The 14,399-nt window shown below is 75.8% G+C and carries 10 protein-coding genes; 6 read left to right on the top strand and 4 right to left on the bottom strand.

Annotation, left to right across the window (positions count from 1 at the left end):
• Positions 1 to 77: 77 nt before the first annotated feature.
• Positions 78 to 1,625, bottom strand: a complete 1,548-nt coding sequence (locus tag AWW66_RS06700; protein ID WP_067361284.1) for a hypothetical protein — start codon at positions 1,623 to 1,625, stop codon at positions 78 to 80.
• On the bottom strand, positions 1,622 to 3,619 hold the full coding sequence (locus AWW66_RS06705; protein WP_067361288.1) for a S1 family peptidase: 1,998 nt from the start codon (positions 3,617 to 3,619) through the stop codon (positions 1,622 to 1,624). The genes AWW66_RS06700 and AWW66_RS06705 overlap by 4 nt, the downstream gene beginning before the upstream one ends.
• A gap of 144 nt (positions 3,620 to 3,763) precedes the next feature.
• On the opposite strand from AWW66_RS06705, the gene AWW66_RS06710 reads away from it, so the two are divergent.
• The 6 genes from AWW66_RS06710 (at position 3,764) to hutH (ending at position 11,810) form a co-directional block, all read left to right on the top strand.
• A complete protein-coding gene (locus AWW66_RS06710) occupies positions 3,764 to 4,612 on the top strand; it encodes a MurR/RpiR family transcriptional regulator (protein WP_067361292.1) in 849 nt (282 codons plus the stop codon).
• Between the two features lie 24 nt (positions 4,613 to 4,636).
• The gene (hutU, locus tag AWW66_RS06715; RefSeq protein ID WP_067361295.1) at positions 4,637 to 6,286 is read left to right on the top strand and encodes a urocanate hydratase; all 1,650 of its coding nucleotides are present in this window, start codon (positions 4,637 to 4,639) and stop codon (positions 6,284 to 6,286) included.
• An 11-nt stretch (positions 6,287 to 6,297) separates the two neighbouring features.
• Positions 6,298 to 7,518 carry an allantoate amidohydrolase gene (locus AWW66_RS06720; RefSeq protein ID WP_067361298.1) on the top strand — a complete coding sequence of 407 codons (1,221 nt, stop codon included), beginning with the start codon at positions 6,298 to 6,300 and terminating at the stop codon, positions 7,516 to 7,518.
• A gap of 184 nt (positions 7,519 to 7,702) precedes the next feature.
• Positions 7,703 to 9,082: a formimidoylglutamate deiminase gene (locus tag AWW66_RS06725; protein WP_067361301.1), complete on the top strand. Its 1,380-nt coding sequence runs from the start codon at positions 7,703 to 7,705 to the stop codon at positions 9,080 to 9,082.
• A complete protein-coding gene (gene hutI / locus AWW66_RS06730) occupies positions 9,079 to 10,272 on the top strand; it encodes an imidazolonepropionase (protein ID WP_067361304.1) in 1,194 nt (397 codons plus the stop codon). Before AWW66_RS06725 ends, hutI begins: the two co-directional genes overlap by 4 nt.
• 5 nt (positions 10,273 to 10,277) lie before the next feature.
• Positions 10,278 to 11,810, top strand: a complete 1,533-nt coding sequence (hutH, locus tag AWW66_RS06735) for a histidine ammonia-lyase (RefSeq protein ID WP_067361436.1) — start codon at positions 10,278 to 10,280, stop codon at positions 11,808 to 11,810.
• A 38-nt stretch (positions 11,811 to 11,848) separates the two neighbouring features.
• Here hutH and AWW66_RS06740 read toward each other — a convergent pair whose 3' ends face one another.
• Together AWW66_RS06740 and AWW66_RS06745 are read right to left on the bottom strand one after the other, a co-directional pair.
• Positions 11,849 to 13,000, bottom strand: a complete 1,152-nt coding sequence (locus AWW66_RS06740; RefSeq protein WP_067361307.1) for a polysaccharide pyruvyl transferase family protein — start codon at positions 12,998 to 13,000, stop codon at positions 11,849 to 11,851.
• 4 nt (positions 13,001 to 13,004) lie between these two features.
• Entirely contained in the window at positions 13,005 to 14,369 is a 1,365-nt protein-coding gene (locus tag AWW66_RS06745; protein WP_067361308.1) for a lipopolysaccharide biosynthesis protein, read from the bottom strand.
• Positions 14,370 to 14,399: the final 30 nt, after the last annotated feature.

Here is a 14,399-nt window from a genome sequence, read left to right on the forward strand (position 1 = left end):
GGCACCACTGTCTAAAGTGGCGAGAATTACTCGCTTTCACGGATGTCGGGAATTGCGGAACATTGCCGGATTTGATGTCACTCCCGACGATCCGCCCGGCGGGCCCGCCGGGCCAGCGCGAGGATCTCGTCCGTGGAGAGGATGTGGGTGTCCGGCTCCGCCCGCCGGACCTTCGGCAGCAGCGCGGTCTCCGCGGTGAAGACCGACGCCCGCGCCTCCTCCGACTGCCGCCGGACCCACCAGGCCAGCCCCACCACCGCCCAGAGCAGGGCCGGCAGCACCGGCCCTGCGAACGAGGGCGACGGGAAGGCGGTGACGACCGCCAGGGCCACCGCGGCGACCCCCCACACCACCAGCGCCGACGGCCCACCGGCGCCGGCCCCCGGGGCGCCGCCGGCCGGGCGCGGCACCAGCGGGCGGACCACCATGAGCAACCAGAGCAGGAACGCCACCACGCCGAGAAAGCCCGTTTCCATGGCCAACTGGAGCCAGAACGAGTTGACCGTCGTCGTCCGTCCGGCATTCTGCCGAAAATCGTTCGTACCGAACTTCGGGTTGTCCCGCCACTGTGGATTGTCCCGTTCGGCGACAGGTCCACCGAACTGGCCGATACCGAAACCGAGCAGCGGTTGCCGGGACAGGATGCCGACCGTACGCCCGAGGTCCGGCTCCTCGGCCGTCGCCGACCCGGCAGCCGGGGGCGGGCCGGCCGGCGGCGCCGCCCGGTCCACCACGGTGAGTCCACTGTTGGCGGTCACCTGCCAGCCCGACCGGTGCTCCGGCCGCACCACCAGCAGGGCGGCGGTGCAGCAGACCAGCACCAGGCAGACCCCCAGCACCCGCCGCGCACCGGCGCGGACCAGCAGCAGGATCAGCAGCGCGGCGACGACCACCCCGGCCAGGGCGCCGGCCGAGCCGGTGGCGGCCAGGGCGACCGCGACCACCGTCGCCGCCGGCCACCAGCCCCGCCGGAGGGTGTCGCTCACCGCCGCGTACGCCAGCAGCCCCAGCAGGGCCAACCCGAGCACCTGGCCGAGCTGGTCCGGGTCGCCGAGCAGGCCCTGCGCCCGCCCCTGCGCGGCCCAGCCGGAGTCCGCCCAGCCCACCGCGCGGTAGGCCGGCTCCCCGAGGACCAGTTGCGCCAGCGCGACGACCACGTTCACCGCCAGCAGGCCGCCGAGCCCCAGCAGCACCCGGCGGACCAGGGTCGGCCCGGGATCCGCCGCGCGCAGCGCGTAGAAGATCACCACCGCGTGCAGGTAGCCGTAGAGCGCCTGGCCGAGCAGCGCCGCCGTGGAGTCGTTGACCAGCCCGGCGAGCACCATGCACAGGGTCAGCACCAGCAGCCCGAGGTCCGCCCCGGTCCGGAACCGACGCCACTGCCGGTCCACCAGGACCTTGCCGACGGTGAGCACGGCGAGCAGCCCGTAGAGGACCCGCTCCACCGACCCGACCCAGTCGGCGCCGCCGCCGCGGGTGCCGTCACCCCCGGTGAGCAGGTCCATCGTGGTGCCGAGCAGCACGTACCCCAGGAGCACCCCGACCAGCGTCCCGATCACCCCGGAGAGCCGGCGGGACACCGGCCCGGGGGCGGCCGGACGGGCCGCCTCGCTGGCCGCGCTCACCGGGGACGCCTGACGGCCGGCACGAGCAGCACGACCAGCGCCACCAGCAGGGCGCCGGCGGCACCGGCGAGCAGGGCCACCGGCCAGGGCGACCGGGACGTCACCGTGCCCACCGCCCGTTGGCCTTCGACGGCGCTGTCCCGGTACGCCGCCGCGAGCAGGTTGGTCGGCGACTCGTCGGCAGCCGCCCCGAGTTCGGTGACGGCCGTGTCGTACCGGCCGGCGAAGTAGGCGTCCAGCCCGGCCCGGTACCGCTGGTCCGCCGCGCCGAGCCGGGGCGACACACCCGCCCGGCTCAGCAGGTCGGTGGCCGCGCCGGCCGGCACCACCACCCGGTTGGCCTCGTCGGGGCGGGCCCGGTCCCGGTTCAGCAGCCCGACGACCCGACCCTGCGGGTCGAGGGCGTACCCGCCGTGCGAGGTCCGGCCGACGTCGCCGTTGGTGCGGTACACCGAGGTCTGGCCCAGCCGGGCGACGTCGGTGACGGTCACCAGCTTGCCGCGCGGGGTGTGCAGGGCGGCCCGGAAGTCGGTATCGCCGGTGTCGTAGCCGACGACCAGCAGCGTCGCGCCGGAGGCGTACTCGGCGGCGGTGTTCAGCTCGACGGCGGGCAGGTTCTCCCGGGCGAGCTTGACCAGCGCCACGTCACCCCCGTCGGTCGGCAGCGCCTCGACCACGACACCGGGCACGGCCTGCTCGTCGGTGACCCCGCCCCGGGCGTCGTGCAGTTGGGCGTACAACTCGCTGGTGGGCGGCGCGGCGGGCTCGGCGCCGGTGAAACCGGTGGTCGGCAGGGTACGGCCGATCCAGCCCGCCACCTGCCCGTCGGTGAGCTTCTCCTCCCGCACGAGCCGGCGGGCCACCACGTCGAGGGCGACCTGCCGGGCCGCGTCGTCGGCGGGCCGTACGCAGGAACTGCTGGTCAGCACGTGGCCGTCCGGGTTGACGACGAAGCCGCTGCACCGCCGGACGAAGCTGACCGCCCCGGTGTGCACCAGGGCCCCGGTGTCCCGGTTGCGGACGTAGCCGGTGAAGGTGACCTCGATGAAGACCAGCGACGGGCCGGCCACCGCCAACGCCTGTTCCTCCACACTGAGCGGCGTCACCTGCGTCCAGGGCCGCAGCCCGGCGACCGGCCCCTCGGCCCCGGTGGCCGGCGCGGCGAACGTGTCGCGGCCCGCGCCCGGTGGCCCGGTCGCCTCGTCACCCCAGACCACCACGAGGCCCCCGCCGACCGCGACGAGCAGCAGCACGGTCACCGCGACACCGACCCACCGGCCGAGCGGGCGGCGGGCCGGGGCGGAGGGCTGGATCCGGCGGGCGTTCGGCCCGAGCGGGTCGGCCCCGGCCGGGTCGCCCGGCGGCGTCGCGGACCCCACCGCCGGTTGGGCGGCGGGCTGCGCCGCCCAGCCCGGCGGACCACCGGAGACCGGGTGGCCGGGGACGGGCTGACCCGAGACCGGCTGCGCGGAGACCGGGTTACCGGAGACCGGCTGGGCCGAGACCGGCTGACCGGAGACCGGGTACGCCGAGACCGGTTGCCCCGAGACGGGCTGACCGGAGACGGGCTGACCGGAGACGGGCTGACCGGAGACGGGCTGGGCCGGGGCGGCGGGCTCGGGGTCGACCGGGGTCGGCGTGGCGGTGGGGTGCGGGCCGGAGGCCGCGACGGCGGGCTCCTCCGGGGCCGGGCCGAGGTCCATGCCGAGGGTCTGGAAGAGCCGCTGGGCACCCATCCCCTCCTCGGAGGGGTACGCCGCCCAGGGCTGCGCCGCCGCGAAGTCCGCAGCGACGTACCGGTTCCCGCCGCTGGCGCGGGCCAACGCCTCGGCCGCGTCGCGGAACGCCGTACGCCAGCGGTGGTCCTGCGCGGCGGCGCCCTCCAGCAGGGCCAGGGTGACGAGCCGGTCCTGCCGGTCCAACGCCCACCAGGCACTTCCGACCAGGCAGGCGCCCAACGCCTCGGTGCACCGGTACGGACCAACCGATCGCATGCCGAACTCCTCCTGCTCGCCCCCGCCGTGCGGATAGTACAGAGGAGACCGGCCCGGCTCCGGCCCGCCGGTCCCACCGGACGCGGGACAGGTCGACACCGCGGGTGGTTGCCTTGTGAAAGTTTTCATGCATAGAGTCGCCGTGTGAATGACACAGTCGTCACCGGGTCGACCGACCGGGTGTTGGGGCTCTTCGAGGGGGTCCGGCTCACCCCGACGCAGCGGCGCATCGCGCACTGCCTCGTCCAGCACGGTTCCGCTGTCGGGTACCTGTCGGCCGCCGAGGTCGCCGAGCTGGCCGGGGTCAGCCAGCCCTCGGTGACCCGGTTCGCGACGGCGCTCGGCCACGACGGCTACCCGGCGCTGCGCCGCCGGCTCCGCGAGCTGACCGCCGGCACCACCGGCCCCGCCGACGCCGGCAACGAGTTGCAGCAGGCGGTCCGCACCGAGATCGGCAACCTGGACCGGCTCGCCGGCCAGCTCGCCGACCGGGACCGGATCGCCGGGGCCGGCCGGCTGCTCGCCGCCAGCCGCCCGCTGCCGGTGCTCGGCCTGCGGGCCGCCGCGCCGCTGGCCACCTACTTCGCGTACTTCGCCGCGAAGGTCCACCCGGACGTACGGGTCCTCGACGACGGGGGCAGCCTCCTCGCCGACCGCCTCGACCAGGCCGCCGCCGCCGGGGCGACCGTGCTGCTCGCGTTCGTGCTGCCCCGGTACCCCCGGGAGACGCTGGACGCGCTGCGCGAGGCCCGCGCCGCCGGGCTGACCGTCGTGGCGATCACCGACTCGCCGGTCAGCCCGGCCAGCGAACACGCCGACCTGGTCCTGCCCGCCGGGGTCGGCACCGACCTCGTCTTCGACCTGCACACCGCACCGATGACCCTGGCCATGGTGCTGTTGCAGGCGCTCTGCGACGCCGCGCCGGCCGACACCCAGCGCCGGCTGGAGGCGTTCGAGGTGTCGGCGGCCCGCCGACAGGTCTTCGTGAGCTGATCCGTGAGCTGAGGGGAGTCACCGATGCCAGAAGCCGTCCGCGCCGCGCGGGGCACCACCCGTACCGCCCGGGGGTGGCCGCAGGAGGCCGCGCTGCGCATGCTGATGAACAACCTCGACCCCGAGGTGGCCGAACGCCCCGACGACCTGGTCGTCTACGGCGGCACCGGGCGGGCGGCGCGGGACTGGCCGTCGTACCACGCGCTGGTGCGCACGCTGACCGACCTGCGCGACGACGAGACGATGCTGGTGCAGTCCGGCCGCCCGGTCGGCGTGCTGCGCACCCACGAGTGGGCGCCCCGGGTGCTGCTGGCCAACTCCAACCTGGTCGGTGACTGGGCCACCTGGCCGGAGTTCCGCCGCCTGGAGTCGCTCGGCCTGACCATGTACGGGCAGATGACCGCCGGCTCCTGGATCTACATCGGCACCCAGGGCATCCTCCAGGGCACGTACGAGACCTTCGCCGCCGTCGCCGCCAAGCGCTTCGGCGGCTCGCTGGCCGGCACGCTCACCCTCACCGGCGGCTGCGGCGGGATGGGCGGGGCGCAACCCCTGGCGGTCACCATGAACGGGGGCGCCTGCCTGATCGTGGACGTGGACCGCACCCGGCTCGACCGCCGGGTCCGCGACCGCTACCTGGACGAGGTCGCCGACGACCTGGACGACGCGGTACGCCGGGTGCTCGCCGCCAGACGGAACCGGCGGGCGCTCTCCGTCGGCGTGGTCGGCAACGCGGCCACCGTCTTTGCGGAGCTGCTGCGCCGGGGCGTCGAGGTGGACGTGGTCACCGACCAGACCAGCGCCCACGACCCGCTGTCGTACCTGCCCGAGGGGGTGGCGCTGGCCGACGCCCGGGACGCCGCCGACCGCGACCCGGCCGGGTTCACCGACCGGGCGCGGGCGTCGATGGCGCGGCACGTCGAGGCGATGGTCGGCTTCCTCGACGCCGGGGCCGAGGTCTTCGACTACGGCAACTCGATCCGGGGCGAGGCGGAACTCGGCGGGTACCGGCGGGCGTTCGCGTTCCCCGGCTTCGTGCCGGCGTACATCCGGCCGTTGTTCTGCGAGGGGAAGGGGCCGTTCCGGTGGGCGGCGCTCTCCGGCGACCCGGCCGACATCGCCGCCACCGACCGGGCCGTCCTGGAGTTGTTCACGGAGTACGAGTCCCTGGCCCGGTGGATCCGGCTGGCCGGCGAACGGGTCGCGTTCCAGGGGCTGCCCGCCCGGATCTGCTGGCTGGGCTACGGGGAACGGGACCGGGCGGGGGTGCGGTTCAACGAGATGGTCGCCTCGGGGGAACTCTCCGCGCCGGTGGTCATCGGCCGGGACCACCTGGACTGCGGCAGCGTGGCCAGCCCGTACCGGGAGACCGAGGCGATGGCCGACGGCTCGGACGCGATCGCCGACTGGCCGCTGCTCAACGCCCTGGTCAACACCGCCAGCGGGGCCTCCTGGGTCTCCCTGCACCACGGCGGCGGGGTCGGCATCGGCCGCTCGATCCACGCCGGCCAGGTCTGCGTCGCCGACGGCTCCGCCCTCGCCGGCCAGAAGATCGAACGGGTGCTCACCAACGACCCGGCGATGGGGGTGATCCGGCACGTCGATGCCGGGTACGACGCCGCCCGCGCGGTCGCCGACGACACCGCCCTGCCCATCCCCATGACCCCCCGGTAAGGAAGGGCCCCTTGTCAACGCATTCGGTAGCGGAAGGGTCCCTTCCCCACCGGTTCCGCGCGCTGTGGGACCAGCTCGCCCCGATCGGGCGCGACCCGGACAGCGGCGGGTACCTGCGGTACGCCTTCACCGCGCCCGAACTGGAGCTGCGCGACTGGTTCCGGGCGCAGGCCGACCAGCGGGACCTGCCGGTGACCTCCGACGGCAACGGCAACCTCTTCGCCCGCTGGGGCGACCCGGCGGCCGGGGACGCGGTGCTCACCGGCAGCCACTTCGACTCGGTGCCGCACGGCGGGGCGTACGACGGGCCGCTCGGCATCGTCAGCGCGTTCCTCGCCGTGGACGAGCTGCGGGCCGCCGGGGTCGCCCCGCGCCGACCGCTGGTGGTGGCCGCGTTCGCCGAGGAGGAGGGGGCCCGGTTCGGCGTACCGTGTCTGGGGTCCCGCCTGCTCACCGGCGCGCTGTCGCCGGACCGGGCGGCCGGGCTGCGCGACGCCGACGGGGTGGGCCTGGCCGAGGCGCTGGGCGACCGGCCGGCGGGGGCCCGCCCCGACCTGCTCGGCGGCTTCTCGTCCTTCGTGGAGCTGCACGTCGAGCAGGGGCGCGCGCTGGTCGACCAGGACGCGCCGGTCGCGGTCGCCAGCGCGATCTGGCCGCACGGCCGGTGGCGGCTCGACTTCCACGGCGAGGGCAACCACGCGGGTACCACCCGGATGGCCGACCGCCGCGACCCCATGCTCACCTACGCGTTCGCCGTGCTCGCGGCCAACAAGGAGGCCCGGCTGCGCGGCGCGCACGCCACCGTCGGACGGGTCCGGGTCGAGCCGAACGCCACCAACGCGATCCCGTCCACGGTGACCGGCTGGCTGGACGCCCGCGCGGCCGACCCGGAGACCCTCGCCACCCTGGTCGAGGCGGTCCGGGCCAAGGCCACCGAGCGGGCCGGCCGGGACGGCACCCGGCTCACCTGCACCGAGGAGTCGGCGACCCCGCTGGTCGCCTTCGACGGCGGGCTCGGCCGGCGGCTGGCGACGCTGCTCGACGCCCCGGTACTGCCCACCGGAGCGGGTCACGACGCCGGCGTGCTCGCCGGGCACCTGCCCACCGCGATGCTCTTCGTGCGCAACCCGACCGGGGTGTCGCACTCGCCCGCCGAGGCGGCCACCGACACCGACTGCGCCGCCGGGGTCACCGCCCTGGCCCGGGTCCTCACGGAGCTGACATGCGGCTGACCTCGACGATCGTGGGTCGGCCGGGGTCGGGGCACCGGCCGGGGCCGGGGTGGGGACGCGCGGCGGCCCGGCCGGGCGGGAACATCGTTGCGCTCCCTGTCGAACTGCCCCCACGAACGGGGCACCCGCGGGCGACGCGGGCGGTGGTCCCACCGGTGGGGCAGCTCGACAGGAGGGCGACCCGATGACCGCGACCCGCTGGCTGGCCGAGTACGCCTGGTTGCCCGACCGGGCCGAGCCGACCCCGGACGTGCTGATCGAGGCCGAGGCGGGCCGGATCACCGCGGTCACCCCGCTGACCGCCGGCACCCCGCCCCGCACGGGCGTCGAGGTGTACGCCGACGCGGTCCGGCTGACCGGGCTGACCCTGCCCGGCCTCGCCAACGCCCACTCGCACGCCTTCCACCGGGCGCTGCGCGGGCGCACCCACGGCGGCCGGGGTGACTTCTGGACCTGGCGCGACCAGATGTACGGCGTCGCCGGACGGCTGGACCCGGACTCGTACCTGGCGCTGGCCCGGGCCGCCTACGCCGAGCTGGCGCTGGCCGGGATCACCTGCGTCGGGGAGTTCCACTACCTGCACCACAACCCCGACGGCACCCCGTACGCCGACCCGAACGCGATGGGGGCCGCGCTGGTGGAGGCCGCCGCGCAGGCCGGCATCCGGATCACCCTGCTGGACACCTGCTACCTGACCGCCGGGGTGGACGGCGCGCCGTTGGTCGGGGCGCAACGCCGGTTCGGCGACGGCGACGCGCAGCGCTGGGCCGACCGGGTGAGCGCGTTCACCACGCCGGCCGGCGGGCTAGCGCCGGGCGACGGGCACGCGCGGCTCGGGGCGGCCGTCCACTCGGTCCGCGCGGTCCCGGCCGACCAGCTCGGCACGGTGGCCGGCTGGGCGGCCCGGCACGACGCGCCGCTGCACGTGCACCTCTCCGAGCAGCCCGCCGAGAACGACGCCTGCCGGGCGGCGCACGGCGTCACCCCGACCCGGCTGCTCGCCGACCACGGGGTGCTCGGGCCGACCACCACCGCCGTGCACGCCACCCACCCGACCGGCGCCGACCTGAGCCTGCTCGCCGAGTCGGGCACCGGCGTCTGCCTCTGCCCCACCACCGAGCGGGACCTCGCCGACGGGATCGGGCCGGCCCGGCGGATGGCCGACGCGGGCATCCCGCTCAGCCTGGGCAGTGACAGCCACGCGATCGTCGACCCGTTCGAGGAGGCCCGCGCGATGGAACTGGACGAGCGGTTGCGCACCCGCCGACGGGGCCACTTCCCGCCGGCCGCGCTGCTGCACGCGGCGAGCGCCGCCGGGCACGCCGCGCTGGGCTGGGCCGACGCCGGCCGGATCGCCGTGGGGATGCGCGCCGACCTGGTCACGGTCCGCCTGGACAGCGCCCGGACCGCCGGCGTACCCCCGGTCGGGGTGTTCTTCGCGGCGGGCGCGGCGGACGTCACCGACGTGGTGGTCGACGGCCGGCCGGTGGTCGCCGAGGGGCGGCACCTGCGGGTCGACGTGCCCGCCGAGCTGGCCGCCGCGATCGGGGCGGTGACCGGATGAGCAGCCTGCTGGTCGACGACATCGGCGAGCTGGTCACCAACGTCGCCGGCAGCGGCGCGGGCGGGCCGCTGGGCCTGCGGCGCGACGTGGCGCTGCTGGTCGAGGACGGTCGGGTGGCCTGGATCGGGCCGACCCGGGACGCCCCCGCCGCCGACCGCCGGATCGACGCCGGCCGGGCGGCCGTGCTGCCCGGGTTCGTGGACAGCCACGCGCACCTGGTCTTCGCCGGGGACCGGGCCACCGAGTTCGCCGCCCGGATGGCCGGCCGGCCGTACACCGGGGGCGGCATCCGGACCACGGTCGCCGCCACCCGCGCGGCCACCGACGACGACCTGCGCGCCACCGCGCACCGGCTGCGCGGCGAGGCGCTGCGCCAGGGCACCACCACCATCGAGGTCAAGAGCGGGTACGGGCTCACCGTCGCCGACGAGGTCCGGTCGCTGCGGATCGCCGGGGAGGTGACCCGGGAGACCACCTTCCTCGGCGCGCACGTGGTCCCCGCCGAGTACGCCGACCGGCCGGACGACTACGTCGGGCTGGTCTGCGGCCCGATGCTGCACGCCGCCGCCCCGTACGCCCGGTGGGTCGACGTGTTCTGCGAGCGGGGCGCCTTCGACGCCGACCACGCCCGCGCGATCCTCACCTGCGGGCAGGCCGCCGGGCTGGGCGTACGGGTGCACGCCAACCAGCTCGGCCCGGGGCCCGGGGTCCGGCTCGGGGTGGAGCTGGGGGCGGCCAGCGTGGACCACTGCACCCACCTCGACGACGCCGACGTCGACGCGCTCGCCGGCACCGCCCGCCCGGACGGGACGGGCACCACCACGGTGGCGACGCTGCTGCCCGGCGCCGAGTTCTCCACCCGCTCGCCGTACCCGGACGCCCGGCGGCTGCTCGACGCGGGCGTCACCGTCGCCCTGGCCACCGACTGCAACCCCGGGTCGTCGTACACGTCGTCGGTGCCGTTCTGTGTGGCGCTGGCCGTCCGCGAGATGGGGATGACCCCGGCGGAGGCGGTGTGGGCGGCGACCGCCGGGGGCGCGCGGGCGCTGCGCCGCGACGACGTCGGGGTGCTGCGTCCCGGTGCCCGCGCCGACCTGGTGATCCTCGACGCCCCCTCCCACCTGCACCTGGCCTACCGGCCCGGGGTGCCTCTGATCCGCAGGGTTCTGCACGACGGAGTGTTGCTGTGACCGAGATTGTGACCGTCCACCCCACCGGGATCTCCCCCGCCGACGTGCTCGCGGTGGCGCGGCGTGACGCCACCGTGCGCCTCGACCCGGCCGCCGTGGCGGCGATGGCGGCCAGCCGGGCCGTGGTGGACGGCATCGAGGCCGCCGGCCGCCCGGTGTACGGGGTCTCCACCGGCTTCGGGGCGCTGGCGAACACCTTCGTCGCGCCGGAGCGCCGGGCCGAGTTGCAGCACGCGCTGATCCGCTCGCACGCCGCCGGTGTCGGCGCGCCGATGCCCCGCGAGGTGGTCCGGGCGATGCTGCTGCTGCGGGTGCGCTCGCTGGCGCTGGGCCGCTCCGGGGTCCGGCCGCTGCTCGCCGAGGCCCTGGTGGACCTGCTCAACCACGGGATCACCCCGTGGGTGCCGGAGCACGGCTCGCTGGGCGCCTCCGGGGACCTGGCCCCGCTGGCGCACTGCGCGCTGGTGCTGCTCGGCGAGGGGTGGGTGCTCGGCCCGGACGGTGAGCGGCTGGACGCCGCGCCGGCGCTGCGCGCCGCCGGGCTGGCCCCGGTGGAGCTGGCCGCCAAGGAGGGGCTGGCGCTGATCAACGGCACCGACGGGATGCTCGGCATGCTGCTGCTCGCCGTGCACGACGCCGCGCACCTGTTCACCATGGCCGACGTGACCGCCGCCCTGGCGATCGAGGCGATGCTCGGCTCGGAGCGGCCGTTCCTGCCCGAGCTGCACGCCATCCGGCCGCACCCCGGGCAGGCCGTCTCGGCGGCGAACATCCACCGGCTGTTGCAGGACTCCCGGGTGATGGACTCGCACCGCGACGACCTGGCGCACGCGGTGCAGGACGCGTACTCGATGCGCTGCGCGCCGCAGGTCGCCGGGGCGGCCCGGGACACCCTGGAGTTCGTCCGGACGGTGGCCGGGCGGGAGCTGCGTTCCGTGGTGGACAACCCGGTGGTGCTGCCGGACGGGCGGGTCGAGTCGACCGGGAACTTCCACGGCGCCCCGCTCGGCTTCGCCGCCGACTACCTGGCCATCGCCGCCGCCGAGGTGGGCGCGATCGCCGAGCGCCGGGTGGACCGGCTGCTGGACGTGGCCCGCAACCGGGACCTGCCGGCGTTCCTCTCCCCCGACGCCGGGGTCAACTCCGGGCTGATGATCGCCCAGTACACGGCGGCCGGCATCGTCGCGGAGAACCGGCGGCTGGCCGCCCCCGCCTCGGTCGACTCGTTGCCCACCAGCGGCATGCAGGAGGACCACGTCTCGATGGGCTGGGCGGCCACCAAAAAGCTGCGCACCGTGCTGGAGAACCTGACCAGCCTGCTCGCGGTGGAGCTGCTCGCCGGCGTCCGCGGGTTGCAGTTGCGCGCGCCGCTGGTGCCGTCGCCGGCCGGGCGGGCCGCCGTGGCCGCGCTCGCCCCGGTGGCCGGCCCGCCCGGCCCGGACGTCTTCCTCGCCCCGGTGCTGGCGGCGGCCCGGGACGTGGTGGCCGGCCCGGACCTGCGCGCCGCCGTCGAACGCGAACTCGGCCCGCTCGGCTGACCGCCGCCGGCTCGGGCCGCCGAGGTCGGGCCGCCGGGTCAGGCCACCGGGCGGGCCCAGGGCGCCTGGGTGAAGTTGAGCCGGGCCCGGTGGGCGAACTCGGTGAGGTCGAGCAACGGGCGTTCGGTGCTGGTGAGCAGCCCGGACAGCACCTTGTGCACCTCGTACGGGTCGTCCGGGCGCACCGGCAGCCGGCGGCCCATCGGCTGCCCGATCTCGGTGAGGAAGTCCGCGCACTTTCGGTGGTACGGCACCAGGGTGAACGGCACCCCGGTCAGGTACGCGAAGATCCCGCCGTGCATCCGCATGTGCAGGCCGATGTCGCAGGCCCGCATCTCGCTCCACATCGCCCGGACCCCGTCGTCGGCGGTGACGGTACGGATGTCGCAGCGCCCCTGGAGCGCCGCCCGGAGCCGGTCGCTGCACGCGACGTCACCCTTGGTCGGGTGGGTGTTGAACACGAGGATCGTCACGTCCACCGGCTCGGTGTCGACGAACGACCGGATGCCGGCGATCAGCGCCTCCTCGCGCCGCCGCTGCTCCGGCTCGGCCAGGTCGGTGTCCGAGCCGAGCAGGGTCACCCCGAGCCGGGCCCGGCCCGGCGTGCGGGGCACCGGCGCGGGGGCCACGTCGCCGAGCGCCTCGGGCAGCAGCCCGGCCAGGTCCCCGGCCGGGACGGCGATCCCCGGGTACCCGAGGTCGCGCAGCCGGTCCACCGACGCGGCGTCCCGTACCCCGACGTAGTCGATGTGCTGGAACACCTCGGCGAGCCGCTGCTGCGCCCCGGCCGACACGAACGGCCCGACCGAGACCCCGACGGCGGCGATCGGCCGGCGGGACACCCGCGACCAGGCCGCGAAGACCTTCTTCTCGCTGAACGGGCCCATGTCCCGGAACACCGAGCCGCCGCCGAAGAGCAGCATCGACGCCCCGCCGAGCAGGCTGGCCTTGTTCAGCAGCTTCCCGGCCCGGCGGACCGGGTCCAGCGACTCGAACAGGCCCTGGCTCATGCCCACCCGGTTCGCCGGCAGGTCCACCATCGGCGGGGCGGCGAAGACCGGCTCCTCGGCCCCCCAGTACCGGGGCAGCGCCCAGTCGAGGATGACGCAGAAGGCGTTGTCCCCCACGTTGCGCATCCCGTAGTACCCGACCACCAACGGCTTGCGGGCCGCGTGCTGATTCCGACTCATGGTGTCATTCCTTTGTGAGACGCCGACGGATCTCCGCCCACGACGGCAGCGGTGCCCCGGCGACGACGTTGCGCCGCACCGAGGTCCAGAACAGGACGAGCAGCATGGCCTCCGCCAGCACCGTCGCCAGGGCCGCGCCGGTCAGCCCGAACACGGGGACGGCCAGGGCCAGCGCGGCCAGGTAGACCACCGCGCCGAGCCCCTGGTAGAAGACCTTCCTGCGGAGCAGGCCGCCGCTGGTCAGCAGGGACGCCACGCTGGCCGAGCCGAAGCGCAGCGGGATGGCCAGGGCGAGCAGGGTCATCACCGGCACGGAGTCGCGGTACTCGGCCCCGAAGACCAGCGGGATCGCGTACCGGCCGACGACGGCGACGGCCAGGCCGAGCAGCACCCCCATCCCGATCATGCCGATGGTGCCCGCCTTGTACGCGACCAGCACGGCGTCCCGGTCCGAGCGCGACCACCGGTGCAGCTTCGCCAGGAAGTACTGCTGGTACACCACGCGGGGCAGCACGTAGATGGCGGTCAGCAGGGTCATCGGTACGGCGAGCAGCGCGGCGGCCCGGACGCTGAGGAACTCCCCCGAGACGACCACGCCCAAATGGATGCCGAGCAGGTAGAAGAGGCTGCCCAGCATGAACGGGGTGGCCCCGCCGACCAGGTGCCGGTACCGGGGTGGCCGGCCCGGCCGCACCGGCGCGCCCCGGTGCCCCTCCAGGGTCACCCGGCCGGTCCAGAACGGGGCGATCGCCACCGCGCTCAGCGCCACCGTCGCCACCGCCACCAGGGCGTACCCCGCCCCGGCGGCGAGCGCCGACCAGCCGGCGAGCCCGGTCAGCACCGCCACCAGCACCCGGCCGGCGTGCGGGGCGAGTTGCAGTACGGAGAGCTGGCCGTACCCGCCGCGCAGTTGCAGGGCGGAGACCGACACCGCCATCGCCGCCTGGGCCAGGATCACCGGGGCCAGCGCGATGCGCAGGTCGCCGACGAGCGGGTCGCCCCGGTCCAGCAGGCCCCAGGCCGTCATCGCGGCGACCTGCAGGCCGGAGCAGGCCAGGATCAGCACCACCGAGGGCTGCACCCAGCGCAGCGCCCGGGGCCCCTCCCGCCCGAACCGCTGCAACCAGAACTCGGCGACGCCGAAGAGCGCCACCGGCCCGGCCAGGGTGACCAGCGACAGCACCGCCATGAAGGCGCCGAAGTGCTCCTGCGGCAGGCTCCGGGCGAGCAGCACCTGGGTCAGGAAGGCCAGCACGGTCAGGCCGACCTGGCTGATCGCCAGCATGCCGAGCTGCCGCAGCCGGCGGGTCAGGCCCCCACCGGAGCGGCGGACCGGGGTCGGCGCGGTGCCCAGCGCGGCACCGGTCATGCCGGGCCGTCCACCGGCCGTCCGGCCCGG

This window comes from Micromonospora rosaria (assembly GCF_001567585.1).
GTDB classification, from domain to species: domain Bacteria; phylum Actinomycetota; class Actinomycetes; order Mycobacteriales; family Micromonosporaceae; genus Micromonospora; species Micromonospora rosaria.